Genomic DNA, 19,489 nt, shown 5'->3' with positions numbered 1-19,489 from the left:
ACGCCCGTGCCGTTGCGCCCCGACGTGCAATGCCCATCCGCTATTCGAAGGAGATAGAGCAAGCCCATGGCAAAGATCTACTACAACGACGACGCCGACCTGTCGATCATCCAGAACCGCTCCGTGGCCATCATCGGCTACGGGTCGCAGGGCCACGCGCACGCGCTGAACCTGCGTGACTCGGGTGTAGACGTCCGCATCGGCCTGTCCGAGAACTCCAAGTCCCGCGCCAAGGCGGAGGCCCAGGGCCTGCGCGTGCTGACCGTGGCCGAGGCCGCCAAGGAAGCGGACGTCATCATGATCCTGACCCCGGACCAGGTCCAGGCGCAGGTGTTCGAGGAGTCCATCAAGGACAACCTGGACGAGGGTGACGCGATCTTCTTCGCGCACGGCTTCAACATCCGTTTCGGTTACATCACGGCCCCCGAGGGGGTGGACGTGGCCATGGTCGCCCCCAAGGGCCCGGGCCACACCGTGCGCCGCGAGTTCGAGGCCGGGCGCGGTGTCCCGGACCTCGTGGCCGTCGAGGTGGACGCGTCCGGTCAGGCGCTGCAGCTCGCGCTGTCCTACGCCAAGGGCATCGGTGGCACGCGCGCCGGCGTCATCAAGACCACCTTCACCGAGGAGACCGAGTCGGACCTGTTCGGTGAGCAGGCCGTGCTGTGCGGCGGCATGTCCCACCTGGTCCAGTACGGCTTCGAGACGCTGACCGAGGCCGGCTACCAGCCGGAGATCGCGTACTTCGAGGTGCTGCACGAGCTCAAGCTCATCGTGGACCTCATGGTCGAGGGCGGCATCGCCAAGCAGCGCTGGTCCATCTCCGACACCGCCGAGTACGGCGACTACGTCTCCGGCCCGCGCGTGATCGACCCCTCCGTCAAGGAGCGCATGCAGGACGTTCTCAAGGACATCCAGGAGGGCGTCTTCGCGGACCGCTTCATGAAGGACCAGGCCGCCGGCGGCAGCGAGTTCAAGGAGTTGCGCGCCAAGGAGGAGAAGCACCCCATCGAGACAACGGGCCGCCAGCTGCGCTCGCTGTTCGCGTGGGAGCAGACGGACGAGGACTACACCGAGGGCACCGCCGCTCGCTGATCCCTCCTCCCGTTGCCTCCGCGCCGATAGAGCGTGACATAACTGACGACGACGCCGCGGTGCCCCTCCCACGGGAGGGGCACCGCGGCGTCGTACCCACTTCAAGGGCGACGGGCACGGTGCGCGGGTCGATAGAGTGGTGGGGTGACTGAGCAGACTCCCTTCTACGTGACCACGGCCATTTCCTACCCCAACGGCGCGCCGCACATCGGCCACGCCTACGAGGCGATCGCCGCGGACACCCTGGCCCGGTTCAAGCGGCTGGACGGCTTCGACGTCCGCTTCCAGACGGGGACGGACGAGCACGGCCAGAAGATGCAGCAGACCGCCGAGAAGCTGGGCGTGAGCCCTCGTGACCTCGCGGACGCCAATTCCGCGCGCTTCCTGGCCATGGACGACAAACTGCAGATCGGTTACGACCGCTTCATCCGCACCACGGACGAGGACCACTACGCGGCGTCGCAGGAGCTGTGGCGGCGCATGGAGGCCAACGGGGACATCTACCTGGGCAAGTACGCCGGGTGGTACTCCGTGCGGGACGAGGCCTACTACGCCGAGGACGAGACCGAGGTGCGCTCGGACGGTCAGCGCTACTCGATCGGTACGGGCACGGAGCTCACGTGGACCGAGGAGGAGAGCTACTTCTTCCGGCTCTCCGCGTACCAGGACCGCTTGCTCGAGCTCTACCGCACCGGGTTCGTTCAGCCCGAGACGCGCTCGCACGAGATCGCGTCCTTCGTGAGCGGCGGACTGCAGGACCTGTCCATCTCCCGCGCCACGTTCGACTGGGGCGTGCCCGTGCCGGGCAACCCCGAGCACGTGATGTACGTGTGGGTGGACGCCCTGACCAACTACCTCACGGGTCTGGGCTACCCGGACACGGACGCCGAGCTGTTCCGGGCGTTCTGGCCCGCGGACGTGCACCTGATCGGCAAGGACATCGCGCGCTTCCATGCCGTGTACTGGCCGGCGTTCCTGATGTCCGCGGGGCTCGAGCTGCCCCGGAAGGTCTTCGCGCACGGGTTCCTGTTCAACCAGGGCGAGAAGATGTCCAAGTCCGTGGGCAACGTGATCGATCCCCACGCCCTGATCGGCGAGTACGGGCTGGACCAGTTGCGCTTCTTCCTCTTGCGAGAGGTCCCGTTCGGCCAGGACGGCAACTACTCGCACGACGCGATCGCCGGACGCATCAACTCGGATCTTGCCAACGACCTCGGCAACCTGGCCCAGCGCAGCCTTTCGATGATCGCCAAGAACCTCGGGGGCGCGGTGCCGGAACCGCGGGACTTCACTGCCGAGGACCTCGAAATGCTCGAACAGGCGGAGTCGGCGGTGGGGGACTACCGCGCGGCGTTCGACGAGCTCGCGTTCCACCGCGGTCTGGAGACCGTGTGGCGGGTCATCGCATCGGCCAACCGCTACTTCACGGCGCAGCAGCCGTGGGTGCTGCGCAAGACCGATCCGGAACGGATGGCCACCGTGCTGTACGTGACGGCGGAGGTGCTGCGCATCGTCGCGATCCTCGTACAGCCGGTCATGCCGGATTCCATGGCCAGGCTGCTGGACCAGCTCGGTCAGCCCGAGGGGGAGGCGCGGCAGTTCTCGGCCCTGGGGACGCGGCTCGCCGCGGGGACCGAACTGCCCAAGCCCTCCGGCGTGTTCCCGCGCTACGAGGCCCCGGAGGCGCTCCAGGACTGAGGTACTGCGGTATCGAGGTGCGGTGGCCGGGTCGTCGTCGGTCGGCCCGGCCGTTGCCTGTCCGCACGACGCCGCAGCGACCGTTGCGGGCCGGCCGAGCGTCGTCGGGCCGGTCGGCTGTCAGCGGATCTCGCGCCCACTGTTCGTCTCGCTATATGAAACCCGGGTTCACCATGTGGAAGGCCGCGGCGGGCGCACCTAAGCTGACCTCCATGAGTCCGACGTCACCTTCCGCACCCGCCCGCAGCCACTCGATCGCCGTCCTGCCCGGTGACGGTATCGGCCCGGAGGTCGTGGCCGAGGCCATCAAGGTCCTCGACGCCGTGACCCGCCCCGCGGGGGTGACCCTCGAGAAGACGAGCTACCCGCTCGGCGCCGAGCACTGGCTCGAGACCGGTGAGGTGCTCAACGAGGACACCATGGAACGGTTGCGTTCCCACGACGCGATCCTGTTCGGTGCCGTGGGTGCCGCCCCCAACGACAAGCGCATCCCCTCCGGGATCCTCGAACGCGATCTGCTGCTCAAGCTGCGCTTCGGGTTCGACCACTACATCAACTTGCGCCCCGCGGTGCTGTACCCCGGTGCCACGAGCCCTCTGTCGGACCCGGGGGAGATCGACTTCGTGGTCGTGCGCGAGGGCACCGAGGGGCTCTATGCGGGTAACGGTGGCACGCTGCGAACGGGCACCGAGCACGAGATCGCGACCGAGGTGTCCGTGAACACCGCCCACGGTGTCCGCCGCCTGGTGCGCTACGCGTTCGACCTCGCGAACAGCCGCACGCGCAAGCGGCTGACCCTGGTCCACAAGCACAACGTCCTGGTCAACGCCGGGCGGCTCTACCAGCGAACCGTGGACGAGATCGGGGAGCAGTACCCGGACGTCACCGTGAACTACATGCACATCGACGCCGCCACGATCTTCATGACCACCGACCCCGCGCGCTTCGACGTGATCGTGACCGACAACCTGTTCGGGGACATCCTCACCGATCAGGCCGGCGCGGTCACCGGGGGTATCGGTCTGGCGCCCAGCGGCAATATCAACGCGGACCGCACCGCGCCGTCCATGTTCGAGCCCGTCCACGGCTCCGCCCCGGACATCGCCGGTACCGGCACCGCCCAGCCCACGGCCGCGATCCTCGCGGGCGCCATGATGCTCGAGCACCTGGGCCACCCCGATCTCGCGGAACAGGTCAACGCCGCCGTGCGCGCAGACCTGGAGGCGAACGGTTCCGCGCAGCGCAGCACGTCGCAGGTGGGCGACGACGTCGTGGCGCAGTTGGGTGCGCACAGCGCCTAAGGTCCGCGTCCCGGCCACCGCGGGCGGGATACTGGGAGCACATCATCACGTGCCAGCGCACCGCCTCAGCAGGGATGCCCGGCAGCACGCCGTCAAAGGAGAACACCAGTGAGCACTGAATTCGTCAAGCAGCTCAACCCCCACCCCGCAACCGATGAGGTGCGCGAAGCCGTGTTGCAGAACCCCGGTTTCGGCAAACACTTCACGGACCACATGGTGTGCATCGACTGGCAGGGGGACGTGGAAGCGAACACCGGCCGCTGGGACAACGCACGGCTGCAGCCGTACGGCCCGCTGAGCCTGGACCCGTCCACCGCCGTGCTGCACTACGGCCAGGAGATCTTCGAGGGACTCAAGGCCTACCGGCACGCGGACGGATCCGTGTGGAGTTTCCGCCCCGAGGTCAACGCCGCGCGGCTGAATCGCTCGGCGCAGCGGCTGGCCCTGCCCACGCTGCCCGAGGAAACGTTTGTAGATGCCATCCGCGAGCTCGTGGCCCAGGACGAGAAGTGGGTTCCTTCCGGGGAGGGCGAGTCCCTCTACATCCGTCCGTTCATGATCGGTACGGAGCCGTTCCTGGGGGTGCGTCCGTCCAGGGAGGCGCTGTTCTCCGTGATCGCGTCCCCGGCGGGCAATTACTTCGGCACGGTCGAACCCGTGGACATCTGGCTCTCGCGCACGTACGCCCGCGCGGGCAAGGGCGGCACGGGCTCCGCGAAGTGCGGTGGCAACTACGCGGCGTCGTTGATCGCCCAGATGGAGGGGGACGCGCACGGGTGCAGCCAGGTGCTCTTCCTGGACCACGAGCGCGGGGACGCGGTCGAGGAACTCGGTGGCATGAACGTGTTCTTCATCTTCGACGACGGCCGGCTCGTGACCCCCGAACTGACCGGGACCATCCTCGAGGGGATCACGCGCGACTCCGTGATCCAGCTGGCCAAGGAGCGCGGGCTGCAGGTCGAGGAACGCGCCTTCACCCTGGACGAGTGGCGCGAGGGCGTGAACTCGGGTCACCTCACGGAGGTCTTCGCGTGCGGCACGGCCGCGGTGATCGCACCCGTGCGGCGGCTCGTGAGCCACGACGAGACCATCGGCCCGGAGGACGCGGCTCCCGGCAAGGTGACCATGTCCATCCGCAAGCAGTTGCTGGACATCCAGACCGGTAAGGCGGAGGACACGCACGGTTGGTTGACCCGCTTGGCGTGATCCACGTGGCGTGAATCCCTCGGCACGCTTCGCGTGGCGGGTCCGTGCCACCCGTTCGACCAGCCGCCCCCCGGTCCGACCTCGGTTGCACCGGGGGCGGCTGTGTAGCCTGTGAGCATGCGCATCGCACGGTTCACACACGACAACGAAATCCACTTCGGCACGGTGCACGGGCAACCCGGCGCCGAGACGCTGCGGTACCTCACCGGCGACCCTCTGTACGTGGGGATCCAGGAGCTCGAACGCACCGTGGCCGTGTCCGAGGCCCGGTTGCTCGCCCCGGTGATCCCGCGCTCCAAGATCGTGTGCGTGGGGCGCAATTACGCAGCGCACGCGAAGGAGCTCGGCAACGAGCTGCCGCCCGCTCCCATGCTGTTCTTCAAACCGAACACCGCGGTGTCCGGTCCCGGCGATCCCGTGACCCTGCCCAGCTGGACCGAGGAGGTCTCGTACGAGGCCGAGCTCGCCGTGGTGATCGGGCGCATGTGCAAGGACGTCCCCGTGGAACGCGTTCCCGAGGTCGTGTTCGGCTACACCGCCGCGAACGACCTCACGGCCCGCGACGCCCAGCGCACCGACGGCCAGTGGGCCCGGGCCAAGGGATTCGACGGCGCGTGCCCGATCGGCCCGTGGATCGAGACCGAGCTGGACACCTCCGCCCTGTCCGTGCGCTCCACCGTGAACGGGCAGCTCAAGCAGGACGGCAACACGCGGGACATGATCTTCGACGTGGCCACGCTCGTCTCCTACGCGTCCGAGGCCTTCACGCTGTTACCCGGTGACGTCATCCTCACGGGGACCCCCGCGGGGGTCGGGATCGTGGACGAGGGCGATCAGCTCTCCGTGCAGGTCGAGGGGATCGGCGAGCTCACCACGGTGCTGCGGCGCTGACCTGGCGCGCCGCCAGCCGACCCCCCCGGGGTGCGCCGTCGCCTGACGACCCGGGGCGCACGCGTTGCCGAGCCGTCCCTCGGCGCACCGTCGTCGGAGCCGGCCGGGGCGGTGCGGCAGCGCTCGCCGACGCCCGCGCGGGCAGTCCCCGTACCCGCCGCGGGGATGACTCCTACCCGTAGAATAAACGCATCATGACTGACGACGCAGCGACTTTGCACCCCACCGTTCCCGCCGACGCACCCGTGCGCGTGCGCTTCTGCCCGTCCCCCACGGGCACCCCGCACGTGGGTCTGATCCGCACGGCCCTGTTCAACTGGGCGTGGGCCCGCCACACGGGCGGCACGCTGGTGTTCCGGATCGAGGACACGGACGCCGCCCGCGATTCCGAGGAGAGCTTCCAGCAGATCCTGGACGCCCTGGGCTGGCTGGGCATCACGTGGGACGAGGGCGTCAACGTGGGCGGACCCCACGAGCCCTACCGGCAGTCCCAGCGCGGCGAGATCTACCAGGACGTCCTGACCCGGCTCGTGGCCGGCGGCTACGTCTACGAGGACTTCTCCACGCCCGAGGAGGTCGAGCAGCGTCACCGTGCCAAGGGTGAGGACCCCAAGCGCGGGTACGACAACTTCGATCGTGACCTCACAGAGGAGCAGAAGGATGCGTTCCGGGCCGAGGGCCGCAAGCCCGTGCTGCGCCTGCGCATGCCGGACGAGGACATTACGTTCACGGACCTCGTGCGCGGTGAGATCACCTTCAAGGCGGGCTCGGTCCCGGACTTCGTGGTGGCCCGCGCGAACGGCCAGCCGCTCTACACACTCGTGAACCCCGTGGACGACGCCCTCATGGGGATCACCCACGTACTGCGCGGCGAGGACCTGCTGTCCTCCACGCCCCGGCAGATCGCGCTGTACCGCGCCCTCATGGGCATCGGGGTCGCCGAGTTCATCCCCGAGTTCGGGCACCTGCCCTACGTCATGGGGGAGGGCAACAAGAAGCTCTCCAAGCGGGACCCGGAGTCCAACCTCTTCCACCACCGCGACAACGGGTTCATCCCCGAGGGTTTGCTGAACTACCTGGCCCTGCTCGGGTGGTCGCTGTCCGCGGACGAGGACATCTTCACCGTGGACCAACTCGTGGCGAACTTCGACATCCACGACGTCCTGGCCAACCCTGCGCGATTCGACCTCAAGAAGGCCACGGCGATCAACGGCACGCACGTGCGCATGCTGGACCCCCGGGACTTCCGGGACCGGCTGATCCCGTACCTGCGCTCCGCCGGCCTCGTGGGGGAGACCCTGACCGAGAAGGAGAACGACGTCCTGGATCGGGCCGCCCCGCTCGTGCAGGAGCGCATGAACCTGCTCGGTGAGACCCCCGGCCTGCTGGGCTTCCTCTTCCTGCCGGACGAGCAGATCGAGATCGCCCCGGACGCCGCCAAGCAGCTCAAGGACAGCGCACCCCAGGTGCTCGACGCCGCGCTCACGGCTCTCGAGTCGCTGGAGGAGTTCTCGGCCGAGAAGATTGAGATCGCCCTGCGCGAGGCAATCGTGGATGGCCTGGGGATCAAGCCGCGCCTGGCGTTCGGCCCGGTCCGCACGGCAGTGTCCGGCCAGCGGATCTCCCCGCCCCTGTTCGAATCCCTCGAAATCCTGGGGAAAGAATCGTCGCTCAGGCGCATTCGCGCGCTGCGCGAGCACGTCGCCGCGTCCTGACCCGATCCGTCCGCGACGGGTGGGTGTCACCCGGGAGGTGACCCCCACCCCGCGGACCGGTTTGGCAGCGGCGGGTTCCCCGGGTATAGTTATTGCTCGTTGCGCGGCCGATCCGGTGCGGACCGGGCGGGCAGCGAGACCATTGGGATATGGTGTAATTGGCAACACAACGGTTTCTGGTACCGTCATTCTAGGTTCGAGTCCTGGTATCCCAGCGCTTTCTGGCATCGAACGGACCACGGTTCGAACGAACCGAGCATCGCTGTTCCACGGTGGGTTTTCCCGAATTGGAGCATGACCGCGAAGATGTTACTGTTTGGTGCGTCAACGCGGGACCGCACAGGAACGAGTTTCCGACCGCGGTCCACGGAAAGTACACGGCCCCATCGTATAGCGGCCTAGTACGCCGCCCTCTCACGGCGGTAACGCGGGTTCGAATCCCGCTGGGGTCACTACGGAAGAGCCTCGGTTTCCTCGGAAACCGGGGCTCTTCGCATGTCTGCCACCCACTGCTCCCGTCCGTTCCCGGCGCGCTGCCGCGACGCCCGCGTGACGGCTGGCACAATGATCGTGTGAACACCGAGAACGCACCGGCCGTGCCGCTCATCGAGTCCCTCGAGACCACGCGTGAGCTCTTGCGCTCCACGACCCTGCCGCTCGCCACGGCGAGCGCGGCGCAACAGCGCGAGAACGCGGCGCGTGCCGTGGCCCAGTTGGACGACTACGTCCTGCCGCGTGTCCGTTCGTTGGACGCCCCGCTGCTGGCCGTGGTGGGCGGTTCCACGGGCGCGGGGAAATCGACCCTGGTCAACGCCCTCGTGGGCCACCCGGTCACACGCTCCGGGGCCATTCGCCCCACCACGCGCAGACCCCTGCTGATCCATCACCCGAGCGACGCGGGGGCGTTCACCACTCAGCGTGTGCTGCCGCACCTGGCCCGGGTCCAGGGGACCCTCGTGGATCCCTCTCGCCCCGCGCCGGCGCCCGACGACGGTGGGACGGCCGTGGAGGACATTGGGTCCCTCGTGTTGCTCGCGGACCAGAACATCCCCAAGGGCCTCGCGATCCTGGACGCCCCGGACGTAGATTCCGTCTCGGACAATAACCGGGCCCTGGCCGCCCAGTTGCTCTCCGCCGCGGACCTGTGGCTGTTTGTCACGACCGCCAATCGCTACGCGGACGCCGTGCCGTGGCAGCTGCTGCGCAACGCTGCGGGGCGCGACATCACGGTGGCCGTGGTGCTGGACCGGGTGCAGGCGTCGTCGGCCGCGGAGATCGAGGAGGACCTGCGGCGGATGCTCAATGAGGAGGGACTGGGTGGCGCCCCAATCTTCGTGGTCGAGGAGTCCCCGCTCAACGAGCTGCGCATGCTGCCCCCGGCCGCCGTGGAACCGCTGCGTGAGTGGCTCGAGACGCTCGGCGCGGACGCGCAGGCCCGCTCGGAGATCGCCGCGCGCACCCTCGGGGGAGCGGTGCGGGAACTCGCGGACACGACCGACCGCACCGCGGAGGCCGTGGCGGGCCAGCAGCACACGGAGGAGCACCTGCGCCGCGAGGTGACCACGTCCTTCGACGAGGCGCTGCGCGCGATCATCGACTCCACTCGGGACGGGACCCTGTTGCGCGGTGAGGTGCTCGCGCGCTGGCAGGACTTCGTGGGAACCGGCGAGTTCTTCCGCAGCCTCGAGGCGGGAATCGGGCGGGTCCGGGACCGGGTGACCGCGTTCTTCAAGGGCCAACCCGCACCCGAGGTGCGCGTGGAGGAAGCCATCGAATCGGGTCTGCAGGCCGTGATCGTGGAGAACACGGCCCGTGCCGCGGAATCCGCCGAGCGGCGCTGGCGTGACGAGCCCGCCGGACAGGTGTTGCTCGCGGGCCGGGATGCGGCCGCCCTGCCGCCGGACTTCCCCGACCAGGTCGCGGAGAGCATCCGGTCGTGGCAGTCGGACGTCATGCTCATGATCCAGCAGGAAGGCGCGGGCAAGCGCACGCGGGCCCGCGCAATGTCGCTGGGCGTGAACGCGCTCGCCGTGATCCTCATGATCGCCGTGTTCTCGACCACGGGCGGGCTGACCGGCCTGGAGGTCGGGATCGCGGGTGGTTCGGGTGTCGTGGGGACCAAACTGCTCGAGGCGGTCTTCGGTGAGGACGCCGTGCGCCGGATGAGCGACCAGGCGCGCAAGAACCTGGAGACCCGGATCCGGACGATGCTGGCCGGTCGGGCCAAGCAGTTCCTGGACACGATCGACGAACTCGGGGAGCACCCCTCGGCCGAGCAACTGCACGCAGCGGCCGCCCGCGTGCGCGCAGAGAGTGAGGCCCTGTGAACCCGCGTTCCCGGGACCAGGACGTGTCCCTGTCCGATCGGATCTCCGGACTCGCGCAGGCCGTGGACATCGCGGAGGGTCGCCTGGACGCCGAGGTGATCCGGGGTGCGCGGGAAACCCTCGAGCGCGCCGCGCAGCGCCGGGCGCTGTCCGCGGACCACACCGTGGTGGGCTTCTTCGGCGCCACGGGCTCCGGCAAGTCCTCCCTGTTCAACGCCGTGGTCGGTCAGGACCTCGCCCGTAGTGCGGCGCGCCGACCCACGACCTCCGCACCGCTCGCCGCGATCTGGGGGGATGAGGGCAGCCAGCCGCTGCTCGACTGGCTCGACGTCGCTGACCGCAGGGTCGTGGGTCCCGCGCTGAGCACGTCCACCGGGCGCGGGCGCAAGGCGAGCACCACGAGCGGTGGGCTCGTGCTGCTGGACCTGCCGGACTTCGACTCCGTGACGCGGGAACACCGGCAGATCGTCCAGCGCATGGTCGGTCTCGTGGACGTGGTCGTGTGGGTCGTGGACCCCCAGAAGTACGCGGACGCGGTGTTGCACCAGGACTTCGTGCAGCCGCTCGCCCGCCACGGCGCCGTGACCATGGTCGTGCTCAACCAGGCGGACCGGCTCGATGAGCGGGACGTCCCCTCGGTGCTCGCATCGCTCACGGAACTCGTGGCGCAGGACGGCCTCCCCGCGACCGGGCCGAGCGCGCCCGTGGCCGTCTCCGCTCTCACGGGTCAGGGTGTCCCGCAACTGCGGGACCGGATCCACGCCGTGGCCGCCCAACGCGCCGCCGCCGGGCAGCGACTCGAGGCGGACGTCATCCACAGCGCCGGGGAACTCGCGCGCGCCGCGGGGGAGGGCGATCCGCGCGGGATCACCAAGGACGCGAGTGAGCGGCTCACCGCCGGGCTCGCGCGTGCCGCCGGCATCGACCTGGTCGCGGACGCCGCGGCCCGTTCGTACCGGTTGCGCGCGGGGCGGCACACCGGGTGGATCGCCACGCGCTGGCTCACCCGCCTGCGCAAGGACCCGCTCAAGCGCCTGCACATCGAGAGCCATGACAAGCACTCGGACCCCGGGGTACACCGCACGTCCCTGCCGCCCATGAACGCGTCCCAGAAGGCCGCCGCGGACTCCGCCGTGCGCGGTTTCGCGGACGATGTCTCCCAGGGCGCCGGGGAGCCGTGGCGGCGCAGCATCCGTGGCGCCGCCCGCAGCAACGAACAGCGGTTGCCGGACGCGCTGGACCAAGCCGTCGCACGCACCAAGTTCTCCGCGCGCGGGGCGTCCTGGTGGTGGATCGTCTTCGACGTCCTGCAGTGGCTCGCCATGCTCGTCACGGTGCTCGGTCTGTTGTGGTTGCTGGGTCTGTTCCTGGCCGAGTACTTCCAGATCCCCCTGCCCCCGCCACCCACGGTCGAGGGCTTCCCACTACCCATGCCCACGCTCATGGTGCTCGCGGGGGTCGTGCTCGCGCTCTTCCTCGCGCTCACGGGCGCGGTGATCGCGTCGCTCGCGTCCCGTGTCCGGGCCTCGCGGGTACGACGTCGCTTGCAGCGTTCCGTCCGCACGACCGCCGAGGAGACGGTCCAGGCCCCGGTGGAACACGAACTCGAGGCGCACCGCGAGTTCACCGGGGCCGTGGCACGGGCGGCGCTCACGCGGCGCTGACCTGCACGGCGTGCTCGGGGCTCACCCTTGCCGATGCGCCCGGCCCGGGTTGCGCCCACGGGCTCACGCGGCGCTGACGCGCACGGCCTCCGTGAGGTGCCGGGCCGCCTGGACCACGATGTCCGCGTGCTTCCGACCGGGCTGCTTGGACAGGCGTTCGATGGGTCCCGAGATGGACACCGCGGCGATCACCCTGCCCGAGGGTCCACGCACGGGCGCGGAGACCGAGGCGATCCCCGGTTCGCGTTCGCCGATCGACTGGGCCCAGCCGCGGCGTCGTACCCCGGCGAGGGTCGTGGCGGAGAACCGCGCGTGATGCAGCCCCTCGATCAGGCGCGCGTGGTCCTCCCACGCCACGAGCACCTGCGCGGCGGAGCCCGCCTTCATGGACAACTGGGTGCCCACGGGGATCGTGTCGCGCAAGCCGATGGGCCGTTCGGCCGAGGCCACGCACACGCGCCACTCGCCCTGGCGGCGGAACACCTGGGAGGACTCACCGGTACTGTCCCGCAACTGCAGGAGCACGGGGGCCGCGGCAGAGATCAGTCGGTCCTCACCAGCGGCCGAGGCGAGCTCCACGAGGCGGGACCCGAGGACGAAGCGCCCGTGCACGTCCCGGCCCACGAACCGGTGATGGGCGAGCGCCACCGCGAGCCGGTGGGCGGTGGGTCGCGCGAGCCCCGTGGTCTCCACGAGATCCGCGAGGGAGGCCGCACCGGCCTCGAGGGCGTCCAGGATGAGGGAGGCCTTGTCGATGACCCCCACGCCGGAGGGGGAGAACGAGGACTCCTCGGGCATGCCCGAGCCCGTCCCTCGGCCGCCCAGGGGAGAGCCCAGGGGGGCTCCGGAAGGATCCATCGCGTGCGTCGTGTCCATGCCTTGATATTGCCGTCTCACAATGCGAGAAGCAAGTCCGAGGAGTGGAACTGCTCGCCGCGAGCGATGACCATGATGGCAACGGTCACGTGCGGGACGCGCGAACGCCGCCCACGCGGCGTCGTCCACCGCACGCCAGGACACGAGCAGGAGTGACGAGATGACGAGCACACAGACCACCGCGCCGCGGACGCTGGCGGAGAAGGTGTGGAACGACCACTTGGTGCGCCAGGGCGAGGCCGGACGCCCCGACCTGATCTACATCGACCTCCACCTGCTCCACGAGGTCACGAGCCCCCAGGCCTTCGAAGGCCTGCGGCTGGCCGGACGCGGACTGCGGCGCACCGATCTGACGATCGCGACCGAGGATCACAACACGCCCACCGAAAACATCTTCTCGACCATCGCGGACGAGACCTCCCGCAAGCAGATCGAGACGCTGCGCCGCAACTGCGAGGAATTCGGTGTGCGGCTGCACTCCCTGGGGGACGCCGAACAGGGGATCGTGCACGTGGTGGGTCCGCAGCTGGGGCTGACCCAGCCGGGGATGACCGTGGTGTGCGGTGACTCCCACACATCCACGCACGGAGCCTTCGGGGCGCTCGCGTTCGGGATCGGCACGTCCGAGGTGGAGCACGTCATGGCCACCCAGACCCTCTCGCTCGCACCGTTCAAGACCATGGCCATCAATGTGGAGGGCACGCTCAAGCCGGGGGTCAGTTCCAAGGACATCATCCTGGCCGTGATCGCCAAGATCGGCACGGGCGGCGGGCAGGGTCACGTGCTCGAGTACCGCGGGTCCGCGATCCGCTCCCTGTCCATGGAAGCGCGCATGACGATCTGCAACATGTCGATCGAGGCGGGTGCGCGGGCGGGGATGATCGCGCCGGACCGAACCACGTTCGACTACGTCGAGGGCCGCCCGCACGCGCCGCAGGGTGAGGACTGGGACGCCGCCGTGGAGTACTGGAAGACCCTGCACACGGACGAGGGCGCCACGTTCGACCGCGAAGTGTTCATCAACGCGGATGAACTGGAGCCGTTCGTCACGTGGGGCACCAACCCGGGTCAGGGCGTGCCGCTGTCCCAGGCGGTCCCGGATCCGGAGGACGCCGGGGACGACAACGCCAAGGACGCCGCGCGGCGCGCCCTCGAGTACATGGGCCTGGAAGCCGGAACACCCATGAAGCAGATCCCCGTGGACACCGTGTTCCTGGGCTCGTGCACCAACTCCCGCATCGAGGACCTGCGGGCCGCCGCGGCGATCGTCAAGGGCCGCAGCAAGGCCGAAAACGTGCGGGTCATGGTTGTCCCCGGTTCCGCCAAGGTGCGCTTGCAGGCCGAGGCCGAGGGGCTGGACAAGGTGTTCACGGACTTCGGCGCGGACTGGCGCTTCGCGGGATGCTCCATGTGCCTCGGGATGAATCCGGACCAGTTGGCGCCGGGGGAGCGCTGCGCCTCCACGTCCAACCGCAACTTCGAGGGGCGCCAGGGCAAGGGCGGGCGCACCCACCTGGTGTCGCCGGTGGTCGCGGCGGCCACGGCCGTGCGGGGGACCCTCAGCGCGCCGTCGGACCTCGAGCCGGTGGCCTGAGCCCCGCAACCCGCCGCGACGTACACCACCAGAAAAGGACACAGCCATGGAGAAGTTCACCACCCACCGGGGCGTGGGTGCCCCGCTCAAGCAGTCGAACGTGGATACCGACCAGATCATCCCCGCCGTCTACCTCAAGCGCATCACCAAGACCGGTTTCGACGACGCCCTGTTCGCCGGGTGGCGCAAGAACCCCGAGTTCGTGCTCAACCAGCCCGAGTACCGCAACGCTTCCGTGCTCGTGGCCGGCGCGGACTTCGGTACGGGGTCGTCGCGCGAGCACGCCGTGTGGGCGCTACGCGACTACGGGTTCAAGGCCGTGATCTCCTCCCGTTTCGCGGACATCTTCCGCGGCAACTCGGGCAAGCAGGGATTGCTTGCAGCGCAGGTGGACCAGTCGGACGTGGAGTTGCTGTGGAAGCTCATGGAGGAGCAGCCCGGCGTGGAGATCCAGGTGGACCTGGAGTCGCGCACCGTCACGTGCGGGCCCGTGACGGTGCCCTTCCAGATCGACGACTACACCCGCTGGCGGCTCATGGAGGGTCTCGATGACATCGGGTTGACCCTGCAGCATGAGGCGGACATCGATGCGTACGAGCGCACCCGCCCCGCGTTCAAGCCCACCACGCTGCCCGCCCGAACCTGAGTGGCGGCTGGACCGATCAGCGGTTCGAGCCGGTAGAATGTCGAGGTCCCGTGCGTGTTCCGCGCCCGGGAGATCCCTTCCCGCAGATCGGTAGGTCATGACTTCTTTGCGCATCACCGGCGGCGTTCCGCTGTCGGGTCAGGTGACGGTACGCGGCGCCAAGAACCTGGTTCCCAAGGCCATGGTGGCCGCGCTGCTCGGCTCCACTCCTTCCACGCTGGGCAACGTGCCGGAGATCAAGGACGTCAAGGTCGTCACGGACCTGCTGAGCCTGCACGGTGTGGAAGTCACGCGCGACGACGCCCGGGGTGAGTTGACGCTCGACCCCACCAACGTGACTCGTGCCCGCCATGCGGACATCGACGCCCACGCCGGCGACTCGCGGATCCCGATTCTGCTGTGCGGCCCGCTGTTGCACGCCCTGGGAGAGGCGTTCATCCCGGACCTGGGCGGGTGCCGGATCGGTGACCGACCCATCAACTACCACCTCGAGGTGCTGCGCAATTTCGGCGCCAAGGTGGAGAAGCTCGATTCGGGGATCCGGATGAGTGCACCGCACGGGTTGCAGGGCGCCAAGATCGACTTGCCGTACCCGTCCGTGGGGGCCACGGAACAGGTGCTGCTCTCCGCCACGCGTGCCGAGGGCCATACCGAGCTGCGCGGTGCCGCGACCGAGCCCGAGATCATGGATCTGATCGCGATCCTGCAGAAGATGGGCGCGCTCATCACCGTGCAGACGGACCGTGTGATCCGCATCGAGGGCGTTCCTGAACTCACGGGGTACGTGCACAGCGCGCTGCCCGACCGCATGGAGGCGGCGTCGTGGGGTTCCGCGGCACTGGCCACCGGTGGTGACATCTTCGTGGCCGGCGCCAAGCAGGCGGACATGATGACCTTCCTCAACACCTTCCGCAAGGTGGGCGGTGGGCTGGACATCCGCGAGGACGGCATCCGCTTCTACCACCCGGGCGGGGACCTCAACCCTCTGATCGTGGAGACGGACGTGCACCCCGGATTCATGACCGACTGGCAGCAACCGCTCGTGGTCGTGTTGACCCAGGCCAAGGGCGTGTCGATCGTGCACGAGACCGTGTACGAGAACCGTTTCGGCTTCACGCGCGCGCTCAACCGCATGGGCGCCGTGATCCAGTTGCACCGCGAGTGCCTGGGCTCGGTGCCGTGCCGCTTCGGACAGCGTAACTTCCTGCACTCCGCCGTGATCTCCGGCCCCACGCCGTTGCATGCCACCGACATCCACATCCCGGACCTGCGCGGCGGGTTCTCCCACCTGATCGCGGCGCTGTCCGCGGAGGGCGTCTCGCACGTGACCGGTGTGGAACTGATCAAGCGCGGCTACGAGCACTTCACCGACAAACTGGGTGGGCTGGGCGCGAACTTCACCGTCGACGAGCGGTGAGCCCCCGCCCGCACCGCACGGCTCACCCGATCGAGGGAACTGCAATCCGTCCAGCAAGGAGTGACAGCCCGGATGAGTAGGACCTCGCAGCGTTCCACGTTCCGCGTCCTCGCGGGGATGGTGATCCCCGTCTACCGACTGTTCGCCAGATCCCACTGGCGTGGCCGGGAGAACTTCCCGGACTCCGGCGGTTTCGTGGTGGTGGCCAACCACCTCACGGAGCTCGATCCGATCACCGTGGCCTACCCGGTGTACGCGTCCGGGATCATGCCGCGGTTCCTGGCTAAGGAGTCGTTGTTCCGGGTCCCGGTGGTGGGCACCATCATCGCGAAGATCGGGCAGGTCCCCGTGTACCGCGGAACCTCGCGCGCCAAGGACTCCCTGGTGGCCGCCCTGGCCGAACTCGACAGCGGCGGCGCCGTAATCGTGTATCCGGAGGGCACCATCACGCTGGACACCGAGATGTGGCCCATGCGCGGGCGCACGGGAGCCGCTCGTCTCGCGCTCAAGGCCGGCGTCCCGGTGGTGCCCATGGCGCACTGGGGGGACCAGGAGATCCTGTACCGGGACCCCAGCGGTCACCGCACGGTGAGCCTGTGGCCCCGTAAGCGCGTGGACGTGCTCGTGGGAGAGCCGATGCACCCGGAGGACCTCGTCCCCGGCGGTCTCCAGCGCCCTGGTCATCCGTCCTCCGACGAGCTCACGAAGGCCACCGAATCCATCATGGGTGCGATCACCGATCTGCTGGGTGAGTTGCGGCAAGAAGAAGCACCGCGCGAGCTCTTCGACCCGCGGGCCGGGAAGGTGGCTCCGTGACGCCGGATCCGAACGGTCCCCGCAAGGTCACCGTGCTGGGAGCGGGTTCGTGGGGCACCACGTTCGCCAAGGTCCTCGCGGACGCCGCCGCGGATGCCGGCGCCCAGCGCACCGTGTGTCTGTGGGGCCGCGATCCCGAGTCGATGCAGCGGATCGCCCGCGAGCACCGCAACGACCGCTACGTCCCGGAGATCGAGCTACCGGAAACCCTCGAGTATTCGAGCGACCTGCGCTCGGCGCTCGCGGGAGCGGACCTCGTGGTCGCCGCGATCCCCGCCCAATCGCTGCGCGCGCAACTGGGCGCGGCGGCGTCGTACGTGGAACCGGAGGCCGTGATCCTGTCCCTGGCCAAGGGACTCGAATCCGGGACCGGGCTGCGGATGACCCAGGTGATCGCTCAGGTGCTCGCCGAACACACGCAGCGCACCGCGGAGGAGTGGGCCCGGCGTACGTGCGTGCTCTCGGGGCCCAACCTGGCCATGGAGATCGCGCGGGAGGAACCCACGGCGTCCGTGGTCGCGGCCACCGATCACGACACCGCCGCGTGGGTTGCGCGCTGCTGTGCCGCACCCTATTTCCGGCCCTACACGAACACGGACGTGATCGGCACCGAGATCGGCGGTCTCGTGAAGAACGTGATCGCCCTGTGCGTGGGGATCTGCGACGGCCGCGGCTACGGGGACAACTCCAAAGCTTCGGTCATGACGCGCGGCCTGGCCGAGACCACACGGCTGGCCCTGGCGCTGGGCGGCGACCTGACCACCTTGTCGGGGTTGTCCGGGATGGGCGACCTCGTGGCCACGTGCTCGTCCTCCCTGTCCCGCAACCACACGGCCGGTAGGCTCCTGGGGGCCGGACTGAGCCTCGAGCAGGTGCAGGACGCCATGACCCAGACCGCGGAGGGGATCAAGTCCGCCCCCGCGGTCCTCGCCCTCGCGCGCCACCACGGCGTGGACATGCCCATCACGGAGGCCGTGGTGAGCGTGCTGCGCAACGACGTTCCGGTCCACGAACTGGCGCCCAGGCTGTTGGGCCGCGATCTGAAATCCGAAGGGAACAGCGCATGAGCACCACCCACGAGAACCCCGAGTCCACCGCCGCGGGCAGTAAGCCGTGTGTCGCGGTCGTGTTCGGCGGGCGCTCGTCGGAACATTCCGTCTCCCTCATCACGGCGCGCTCGGTACTGCGGGCCATCGACCGTGACACGTGGGACGTGGTGAGTGTGGGGATCTCCACGGACGGCGCATGGTTCCTGTACTCCCAGGAGGAACTCGAGGCGCTGCTGGACGAGCAGCCCATGGCGCAGCTGCCCGTGGGGCGGCGACGAGTGAGCCTGCCCCTGCAGACGGGGGACAGCCGGCTGCTGATCCATGATTCGGACGAGCACGGTGCCGCCCTGACCCGCGGCCGCCACGTGGACATCGTCTTCCCGTTGCTGCACGGTCCGTTCGGTGAGGACGGGACCCTGCAGGGGCTGCTCGAGCTCGCGGACCTGCCGTACGTGGGGTGCGGCGTGGCGGCCTCGGCGATCGGGATGGACAAGCACTTCATGAAGCTCGCGTTCCAGGCCGCCGGACTCGAGGTGGGTCCGTACACCGTGGTCCACGACCGCACGTGGCGCACCGACCCGCAGGGCGTGCACCGCGCCGTCGCCGAGCTGGGCTTCCCGGTCTTCGTCAAGCCCGCGCGCGCCGGGTCGTCCTTCGGGATCACCCGGGTGGACGACCCCTCCGGACTGGACGCGGCCATCGAGACCGCGCGCGAACACGACCGCAAGCTCGTGATCGAGGCGGGCATCGACGGCCGTGAGATCGAGTGCGCCGTCCTGGGTGGCCACGGCACCGACGAGGCCCGCGCGTCCCTGCCCGGGGAGATCGAGGTGCAGGGTCACGCGTTCTACGACTTCGAGGCCAAGTACCTTGAAGACGACGGCGCTGCACTCTCGTGCCCCGCGAAGCTCCCGGAGGACGTGATCGACACGCTGCGCCGCGAGGCGGTGCGCGCGTTTCACGCCGTGGACGGTGAGGGGCTCGCACGCTGCGACTTCTTCGTGACGCCCGATCACCGCGTGATCATCAACGAGATCAACACCATGCCCGGGTTCACCCCCATCTCCATGTATCCGCGCATGTGGGACGCGAGCGGGCTGCAGTACAGTGCACTGATCGACGAGTTGATCACCCTGGCGCTCGAACGGCCCGTGGGGCTGCGCTGAACCCGCCCACGCACGCCGCGTGAGGGTCGCG

General features: G+C 69.1%; 15 protein-coding genes and 2 tRNA genes. 16 read left to right on the top strand and 1 reads right to left on the bottom strand.

The window, feature by feature from the left end:
• The first annotated feature begins 66 nt into the window (after positions 1 to 66).
• The 10 genes from ilvC to RF646_RS06700 all read left to right on the top strand — a co-directional run bounded on the left by ilvC (position 67) and on the right by RF646_RS06700 (position 11,894).
• Positions 67 to 1,092, top strand: a complete 1,026-nt coding sequence (gene ilvC / locus RF646_RS06745; protein WP_085106315.1) for a ketol-acid reductoisomerase — start codon at positions 67 to 69, stop codon at positions 1,090 to 1,092.
• Between the two features lie 144 nt (positions 1,093 to 1,236).
• The gene (metG, locus tag RF646_RS06740; RefSeq protein ID WP_131332696.1) at positions 1,237 to 2,790 is read left to right on the top strand and encodes a methionine--tRNA ligase; all 1,554 of its coding nucleotides are present in this window, start codon (positions 1,237 to 1,239) and stop codon (positions 2,788 to 2,790) included.
• Positions 2,791 to 3,002: 212 nt separating this feature from the next.
• Complete coding sequence (locus RF646_RS06735) at positions 3,003 to 4,091, top strand: 3-isopropylmalate dehydrogenase (RefSeq protein ID WP_368835551.1); 1,089 nt, start codon at positions 3,003 to 3,005, stop codon at positions 4,089 to 4,091.
• A gap of 108 nt (positions 4,092 to 4,199) precedes the next feature.
• Positions 4,200 to 5,297, top strand: coding sequence for a branched-chain amino acid aminotransferase (locus tag RF646_RS06730; protein ID WP_368835550.1), 1,098 nt, complete (start codon positions 4,200 to 4,202; stop codon positions 5,295 to 5,297).
• A gap of 117 nt (positions 5,298 to 5,414) precedes the next feature.
• Positions 5,415 to 6,188 carry a fumarylacetoacetate hydrolase family protein gene (locus RF646_RS06725; RefSeq protein WP_368835549.1) on the top strand — a complete coding sequence of 258 codons (774 nt, stop codon included), beginning with the start codon at positions 5,415 to 5,417 and terminating at the stop codon, positions 6,186 to 6,188.
• Positions 6,189 to 6,382: 194 nt separating this feature from the next.
• Positions 6,383 to 7,903 carry a glutamate--tRNA ligase gene (gene gltX / locus RF646_RS06720; protein ID WP_368835548.1) on the top strand — a complete coding sequence of 507 codons (1,521 nt, stop codon included), beginning with the start codon at positions 6,383 to 6,385 and terminating at the stop codon, positions 7,901 to 7,903.
• A 143-nt stretch (positions 7,904 to 8,046) separates the two neighbouring features.
• Positions 8,047 to 8,118 (top strand) — tRNA-Gln (locus RF646_RS06715).
• Positions 8,119 to 8,282: 164 nt separating this feature from the next.
• A tRNA-Glu gene (locus RF646_RS06710) sits at positions 8,283 to 8,355 on the top strand.
• A 120-nt stretch (positions 8,356 to 8,475) separates the two neighbouring features.
• Positions 8,476 to 10,230 (top strand): dynamin family protein, encoded by a 1,755-nt coding sequence (locus tag RF646_RS06705; RefSeq protein ID WP_368835547.1) that lies wholly within the window; start codon positions 8,476 to 8,478, stop codon positions 10,228 to 10,230.
• Positions 10,227 to 11,894 (top strand): GTPase, encoded by a 1,668-nt coding sequence (locus RF646_RS06700; RefSeq protein WP_368835546.1) that lies wholly within the window; start codon positions 10,227 to 10,229, stop codon positions 11,892 to 11,894. Before RF646_RS06705 ends, RF646_RS06700 begins: the two co-directional genes overlap by 4 nt.
• 63 nt (positions 11,895 to 11,957) lie before the next feature.
• Here the strand turns inward: RF646_RS06700 and RF646_RS06695 are convergent, their stop codons facing one another.
• Positions 11,958 to 12,692, bottom strand: coding sequence for an IclR family transcriptional regulator (locus RF646_RS06695; RefSeq protein WP_167319135.1), 735 nt, complete (start codon positions 12,690 to 12,692; stop codon positions 11,958 to 11,960).
• A 238-nt stretch (positions 12,693 to 12,930) separates the two neighbouring features.
• Between RF646_RS06695 and leuC the strand changes: the two genes are divergently transcribed.
• From leuC to RF646_RS06665, 6 genes are all read left to right on the top strand, one after another.
• A complete protein-coding gene (gene leuC / locus RF646_RS06690) occupies positions 12,931 to 14,364 on the top strand; it encodes a 3-isopropylmalate dehydratase large subunit (protein WP_085106308.1) in 1,434 nt (477 codons plus the stop codon).
• A gap of 46 nt (positions 14,365 to 14,410) precedes the next feature.
• A complete protein-coding gene (gene leuD / locus RF646_RS06685; protein WP_035964598.1) occupies positions 14,411 to 15,010 on the top strand; it encodes a 3-isopropylmalate dehydratase small subunit in 600 nt (199 codons plus the stop codon).
• 97 nt (positions 15,011 to 15,107) lie between these two features.
• Positions 15,108 to 16,427 carry a UDP-N-acetylglucosamine 1-carboxyvinyltransferase gene (gene murA, locus RF646_RS06680; RefSeq protein WP_064845678.1) on the top strand — a complete coding sequence of 440 codons (1,320 nt, stop codon included), beginning with the start codon at positions 15,108 to 15,110 and terminating at the stop codon, positions 16,425 to 16,427.
• 72 nt (positions 16,428 to 16,499) lie between these two features.
• Positions 16,500 to 17,243, top strand: a complete 744-nt coding sequence (locus tag RF646_RS06675) for a 1-acyl-sn-glycerol-3-phosphate acyltransferase (RefSeq protein ID WP_098054707.1) — start codon at positions 16,500 to 16,502, stop codon at positions 17,241 to 17,243.
• Positions 17,240 to 18,310 carry an NAD(P)H-dependent glycerol-3-phosphate dehydrogenase gene (locus RF646_RS06670; protein WP_144998168.1) on the top strand — a complete coding sequence of 357 codons (1,071 nt, stop codon included), beginning with the start codon at positions 17,240 to 17,242 and terminating at the stop codon, positions 18,308 to 18,310. The genes RF646_RS06675 and RF646_RS06670 overlap by 4 nt, the downstream gene beginning before the upstream one ends.
• On the top strand, positions 18,307 to 19,458 hold the full coding sequence (locus tag RF646_RS06665; protein ID WP_064845675.1) for a D-alanine--D-alanine ligase family protein: 1,152 nt from the start codon (positions 18,307 to 18,309) through the stop codon (positions 19,456 to 19,458). Before RF646_RS06670 ends, RF646_RS06665 begins: the two co-directional genes overlap by 4 nt.
• Positions 19,459 to 19,489 lie beyond the last annotated feature (31 nt).

Source organism: Kocuria sp. CPCC 205261 (assembly GCF_040981025.1).
In the GTDB taxonomy this organism is placed as follows: domain Bacteria; phylum Actinomycetota; class Actinomycetes; order Actinomycetales; family Micrococcaceae; genus Kocuria; species Kocuria marina.
The sequence above is the reverse complement of the archived record's forward strand: the minus strand, read 5'-3'. Positions and strand labels throughout refer to the sequence as shown.